Origin of the sequence: Uliginosibacterium sediminicola, from assembly GCF_039631295.1 — a bacterium.
GTDB lineage: Bacteria > Pseudomonadota > Gammaproteobacteria > Burkholderiales > Rhodocyclaceae > Viridibacterium > Viridibacterium sediminicola.
In genome coordinates this window covers 1-5,492 of record NZ_JBDIVE010000021.1, presented here as the reverse complement: position 1 = coordinate 5,492, position 5,492 = coordinate 1, and the positions used below count along the sequence as shown (strand labels likewise).

The window sequence follows — 5,492 nt, the reverse complement described above, 5'->3', positions numbered from 1 at the left end:
ACAAAGCCCCGCTCACGGTAGATGTGAGAGGGGCTTTGTGTTGTGGGGTAGTCTGACGATGACCTACTTTCGCGCGGGCAATCCGCACTATCATCGGCGCGACTTCGTTTCACGGTCCTGTTCGGGATGGGAAGGGGTGGTACCGAAGCGCTATGGTCGTCAGACTGTAACTTGTGTGCTTGCTGTTGCTTGTGTTTAAAGCGTGGTCAGCAAACCAAAGGAGGAAGGCAAACGAATAATGTGGGGTGTGATTGCTGCGATGTGCTGTTGCGCTGTGTGGCGCATTCGCTTGCAGTACTCAATGTTATAGGATCAAGCCTCACGGGCAATTAGTATCAGTTAGCTTAACGCATTACTGCGCTTCCACACCTGACCTATCAACGTCCTGGTCTTGAACGACCCTTCAGCAGGCTCAAGGCCTGAGGGAAGTCTCATCTTGAGGCGAGTTTCACGCTTAGATGCTTTCAGCGTTTATCTCTTCCGGATTTAGCTACCCGGCAATGCCACTGGCGTGACAACCGGTACACCAGAGATCCGTCCACTCCGGTCCTCTCGTACTAGGAGCAGGCCCCCTCAAACTTCCAACGCCCACGGCAGATAGGGACCAAACTGTCTCACGACGTTTTAAACCCAGCTCACGTACCACTTTAAATGGCGAACAGCCATACCCTTGGGACCGGCTACAGCCCCAGGATGTGATGAGCCGACATCGAGGTGCCAAACTCCGCCGTCGATGTGAACTCTTGGGCGGAATCAGCCTGTTATCCCCAGAGTACCTTTTATCCGTTGAGCGATGGCCCTTCCATACAGAACCACCGGATCACTATGACCTGCTTTCGCACCTGCTCGACTTGTGGGTCTCGCAGTCAAGCCTTCTTTTGCCATTGCACTATCAGTACGATGTCCGACCGTACCTAGAAGACCTTCGTACTCCTCCGTTACTCTTTGGGAGGAGACCGCCCCAGTCAAACTGCCCACCATACACGGTCCCCGATCCGGATTCACGGACCAAGGTTAGAACCTCAACGACACCAGGGTGGTATTTCAAGGTTGGCTCCACGAGAACTAGCGTCCTCGCTTCAAAGCCTCCCACCTATCCTACACAAGTCCCGTCAAAGTCCAATGTAAAGCTACAGTAAAGGTTCATGGGGTCTTTCCGTCTAGCCGCGGGTAGATTGCATCTTCACAAACACTTCAACTTCGCTGAGTCTCAGGAGGAGACAGTGTGGCCATCGTTACGCCATTCGTGCAGGTCGGAACTTACCCGACAAGGAATTTCGCTACCTTAGGACCGTTATAGTTACGGCCGCCGTTTACTGGGGCTTCGATCAAGAGCTTGCACCCCATCACTTAACCTTCCAGCACCGGGCAGGCGTCACACCCTATACGTCCACTTTCGTGTTTGCAGAGTGCTGTGTTTTTATTAAACAGTCGCAGCCACCGATTCTCTGCGGCCCCATCGCCCTTCGGATGTTCTCCTACAAGCTACCGGGGCATACCTTCTCCCGAAGTTACGGTATCAATTTGCCGAGTTCCTTCTCCTGAGTTCTCTCAAGCGCCTTGGTATTTTCAACCTGCCCACCTGTGTCGGTTTGCGGTACGGTCGATCTTTAACTGAAGCTTAGAGGCTTTTCCTGGAAGCATGGTATCAATCACTTCGCGCACAAGTGCGCTCGTTATCACCTCTCATCTAAGATCTCCGGATTTGCCTAGAGACCACGACTACGGGCTTGAACCGGGACTTCCAACACCCGGCTGACCTAACCTTCTCCGTCCCCCCATCGCATTAAAGATCGGTACAGGAATATTCACCTGTTTTCCATCGACTACGCATTTCTGCCTCGCCTTAGGGACCGACTCACCCTACGCCGATGAACGTTGCGTAGGAAACCTTGGGCTTTCGGCGAGCGAGCATTTCACTCGCTTTATCGCTACTCATGTCAGCATTCGCACTTCTGATATCTCCAGCATCCTTCTCAAGACGCCTTCACAGACTTACAGAACGCTCCCCTACCACGCATATAAATATGCATCCGCAGCTTCGGTTCATAGTTTGAGCCCCGTTACATCTTCCGCGCAGGACGACTCGACTAGTGAGCTATTACGCTTTCTTTAAAGGGTGGCTGCTTCTAAGCCAACCTCCTAGCTGTCTATGCCTTCCCACCTCGTTTTCCACTTAACTATGCATTTGGGACCTTAGCTGGCGGTCTGGGTTGTTTCCCTCTTGACGATGGACGTTAGCACCCACCGTCTGTCTGCCGTGTATCACTTTGCGGTATTCGGAGTTTGCTATCGCGAGGTAGATCGCAATGACCCCCTCAACGATTACAGTGCTCTACCCCCGCAAGTGTCCGCACGACGCACTACCTAAATAGTTTTCGGGGAGAACCAGCTATCTCCAAGTTTGTTTAGCCTTTCACCCCTATCCACAGCTCATCCCCAAATTTTTCAACATTTGTGGGTTCGGACCTCCAGATGGTGTTACCCATCCTTCATCCTGGCCATGGATAGATCACTTGGTTTCGGGTCTACGCCCAGCAACTATGTCGCCCTTATCAGACTCGGTTTCCCTACGCCTCCCCTATTCGGTTAAGCTCGCTACTGAACGTAAGTCGCTGACCCATTATACAAAAGGTACGCAGTCACCCCTTACGAGGCTCCCACTGTTTGTATGCACGCGGTTTCAGGATCTATTTCACTCCCCTCCCGGGGTTCTTTTCGCCTTTCCCTCACGGTACTGGTTCACTATCGGTCGATCACGAGTATTTAGCCTTGGAGGATGGTCCCCCCACGTTCAGACAGGGTTTCACGTGCCCCGCCCTACTTTTCGTACGCTTAGTACCATTCAACTGTTTTCATGTACGGGGCTATCACCCACTACGGCCAGCCTTTCCAGACTGTTCCATTAACAATTGAATTATCACGTACAGGCTCTTCCCAATTCGCTCGCCACTACTATGGGAATCTCGGTTGATTTCTTTTCCTCGGGGTACTTAGATGTTTCAGTTCTCCCGGTTCGCCTCCGCTGACCTATGTATTCAGTCAGGGATACTGCTTGCGCAGTGGGTTTCCCCATTCAGATATCTGCGGATCAAAGCTTCATTGCCAGCTCCCCGCAGCTTTTCGCAGGCTTGCACGTCTTTCATCGCCTGTGATCGCCAAGGCATCCACCACGTGCACTTAGTCGCTTGATCCTATAACGTTGAGCCCTAGTTTTATCTAGGAACGCTACAGGCGAACTTCTCAGCACATCGTTTGTTTGAATCTACTTGCCGCTGGTTCGCAAACAAATAGACTCGATGCAATCACAACCCATGCGCAACATCCATCTTGCGATGCATGCTCACGCATATTTTGTAATTCATTTGCCTTCCACTTTGTTAAAGAGCAACAACTGAATAACTCCGAAGAGTCATACATCATGGTTGATTCAACCATCATGTATAACCACTCGCGCCTTCTGGACTTCCGACCTCACCTACACGAATTCAACCAACACGCACACAGCGTTTGGTGGAGGATGACGGGATCGAACCGACGACCCCCTGCTTGCAAAGCAGGTGCTCTCCCAGCTGAGCTAATCCCCCGTTTTTTCGTGGTGGGTCAGGTAGGAATCGAACCTACGACCCCCGCCTTATCAAGACGGTGCTCTAACCGACTGAGCTACTGACCCTGATCGTGAAGGGTTCAGCATTCAGGGCCAGTCTCTAGCGATTCTGGTACTAGCCCCTGGTCTTCAGCCCTTGTTGCATGAAACAACCGATAGGTTGTGGATACTTGAACTCTGGCGTTTGCTCTAGAAAGGAGGTGATCCAGCCGCACCTTCCGATACGGCTACCTTGTTACGACTTCACCCCAGTCATGAATCCTACCGTGGTAGCCGCCCCCCTTACGGTTAGGCTAGCTGCTTCTGGTAAAACCCACTCCCATGGTGTGACGGGCGGTGTGTACAAGACCCGGGAACGTATTCACCGCGGCATGCTGATCCGCGATTACTAGCGATTCCGACTTCATGCTCTCGAGTTGCAGAGAACAATCCGGACTACGATCGGCTTTCTGGGATTAGCTCCCCCTCGCGGGTTGGCAACCCTCTGTACCGACCATTGTATGACGTGTGAAGCCCTACCCATAAGGGCCATGAGGACTTGACGTCATCCCCACCTTCCTCCGGTTTGTCACCGGCAGTCTCTTCAGAGTGCCCTTGCGTAGCAACTGAAGATAAGGGTTGCGCTCGTTGCGGGACTTAACCCAACATCTCACGACACGAGCTGACGACAGCCATGCAGCACCTGTGTCCTGGTTCCCGAAGGCACATCCACATCTCTGCGGACTTCCAGGCATGTCAAGGGTAGGTAAGGTTTTTCGCGTTGCATCGAATTAATCCACATCATCCACCGCTTGTGCGGGTCCCCGTCAATTCCTTTGAGTTTTAATCTTGCGACCGTACTCCCCAGGCGGATCACTTCACGCGTTAGCTACGTTACTCAGAAAGTCACCTTTCCGAACAACTAGTGATCATCGTTTAGGGCGTGGACTACCAGGGTATCTAATCCTGTTTGCTCCCCACGCTTTCGTGCATGAGCGTCAGTACAGGTCCAAGGGGCTGCCTTCGCCATCGATGTTCCTCCTGATATCTACGCATTTCACTGCTACACCAGGAATTCCACCCCTCTCTACCGTACTCTAGTTATACAGTCACAAACGCAGTTCCCAGGTTGAGCCCGGGGATTTCACATCTGTCTTATATAACCGCCTGCGCACCCTTTACGCCCAGTAATTCCGATTAACGCTCGCACCCTACGTATTACCGCGGCTGCTGGCACGTAGTTAGCCGGTGCTTCTTCTTACGGTACCGTCATCCTTCCGAGTTATTAACCCGAAAGATTTCTTTCCGTCTGAAAGAGCTTTACAACCCGAAGGCCTTCTTCACTCACGCGGCATGGCTGGATCAGGCTTTCGCCCATTGTCCAAAATTCCCCACTGCTGCCTCCCGTAGGAGTCTGGGCCGTGTCTCAGTCCCAGTGTGGCTGGTCGTCCTCTCAGACCAGCTACAGATCGTCGCCTTGGTAGGCTTTTACCCTACCAACTAGCTAATCTGACATCGGCCGCTCCAATCGCGCGAGGCCTTTCGGTCCCCCGCTTTCTCCCTCAGGACGTATGCGGTATTAGCGTAACTTTCGCTACGTTATCCCCCACGACTGGGTACGTTCCGATGCTTTACTCACCCGTTCGCCACTAACCAAGGAGCAAGCCCCTTGATCCGTTCGACTTGCATGTGTAAGGCATGCCGCCAGCGTTCAATCTGAGCCAGGATCAAACTCTTAAGTTAAATCCTAATGGCCAAACTCAAAAATCACTGACTTCTTTAATGATTCAAAGTGTTGGCACTCAATCTTCTTGCTTTTAAGCTCCTGCCCGAAGACAGAAACCCAACCAAAGACCAAGCACCCACACCTATCGGTTGTCACATTTTTAAAGAGCTTTACTGCCTT

Annotated in this window: 2 tRNA genes and 3 rRNA genes; all 5 read right to left on the bottom strand. The window is 52.1% G+C overall.

Features of this window, described 5'->3' with window-relative positions:
* Window positions 1–50: 50 nt before the first annotated feature.
* A 5S ribosomal RNA gene (rrf, locus tag ABDB84_RS19950) occupies window positions 51–164 on the bottom strand.
* A 144-nt stretch (window positions 165–308) separates the two neighbouring features.
* A 23S ribosomal RNA gene (locus tag ABDB84_RS19945) occupies window positions 309–3,194 on the bottom strand.
* Window positions 3,195–3,511: 317 nt separating this feature from the next.
* Window positions 3,512–3,587 (bottom strand) — tRNA-Ala (locus ABDB84_RS19940).
* Window positions 3,588–3,596: 9 nt separating this feature from the next.
* A tRNA-Ile gene (locus tag ABDB84_RS19935) sits at window positions 3,597–3,673 on the bottom strand.
* 127 nt (window positions 3,674–3,800) lie between these two features.
* Window positions 3,801–5,329: ribosomal RNA gene (locus ABDB84_RS19930) — 16S ribosomal RNA — on the bottom strand.
* Together the 16S, 23S and 5S rRNA genes with 2 tRNA genes alongside form the textbook arrangement of a ribosomal RNA operon.
* Window positions 5,330–5,492: the final 163 nt, after the last annotated feature.